This window comes from Parabacteroides acidifaciens (assembly GCF_003363715.1).
Taxonomy (GTDB): Bacteria; Bacteroidota; Bacteroidia; order Bacteroidales; family Tannerellaceae; genus Parabacteroides; species Parabacteroides acidifaciens.
Genome location: NZ_QREV01000130.1, coordinates 1 through 822, shown reverse-complemented (window position 1 = coordinate 822; position 822 = coordinate 1). Strand labels below are relative to the sequence as shown.

Genomic DNA, 822 nt, shown 5'->3' with positions numbered 1-822 from the left:
GAAGCTTAGTGGTATCCTGAGTAGCGCGGAGCACGAGAAATTCTGTGTGAATTAGCGGGGCCCATCCCGTAAGGCTAAATACTCCCGAGAGACCGATAGCGAACCAGTACTGTGAAGGAAAGGTGAAAAGAACCTCGAACAGAGGAGTGAAATAGTCCCTGAAACCGTCTGCCTACAAGCGGTCGGAGCATCTTCGGATGTGACGGCGTGCCTTTTGCATAATGAACCTACGAGTTACTTTCTCCGGCAAGGTTAAGTACTTCAGGTACGGAGCCGAAGCGAAAGCGAGTCTGAACAGGGCAATTTAGTCGGAGGGAGTAGACGCGAAACCAAGTGATCTACCCTTGGTCAGGATGAAGGTTAGGTAACACTAACTGGAGGTCCGAATGGGTATACGTTGAAAAGTGTTCCAATGAACTGAGGGTAGGGGTGAAAGGCTAATCAAACTTGGAGATAGCTCGTACTCCCCGAAATGCATTTAGGTGCAGCCTGCGGTTAGTATAGTATGAGGTAGAGCGACTGATTGGATGCGAGGGCTTCACCGCCTATCAAGTCCAGATAAACTCCGAATGCGTACTATATATTGCCGTGGAGTGAGGGCGCGGGTGCTAAGGTCCGCGTCCGAGAGGAGAAGAATCCAGACCATCAGCTAAGGTCCCCAAATAACAGTTAAGTTGAACTAACGAAGTCAGACTGCAGAGACAGCTAGGATGTTGGCTTGGAAGCAGCCATTCATTTAAAGAGTGCGTAACAGCTCACTAGTCGAGGAGTCTGGCGTGGATAATACTCGGGCATAAACTGTTTACCGAAGCTATGGATGTG

The 822-nt window shown here is 49.5% G+C and carries 1 rRNA gene; it reads left to right on the top strand.

Annotation, left to right across the window (positions count from 1 at the left end):
• A 23S ribosomal RNA gene (locus tag DWU89_RS20435) occupies window positions 1–822 on the top strand; the annotation flags it as partial.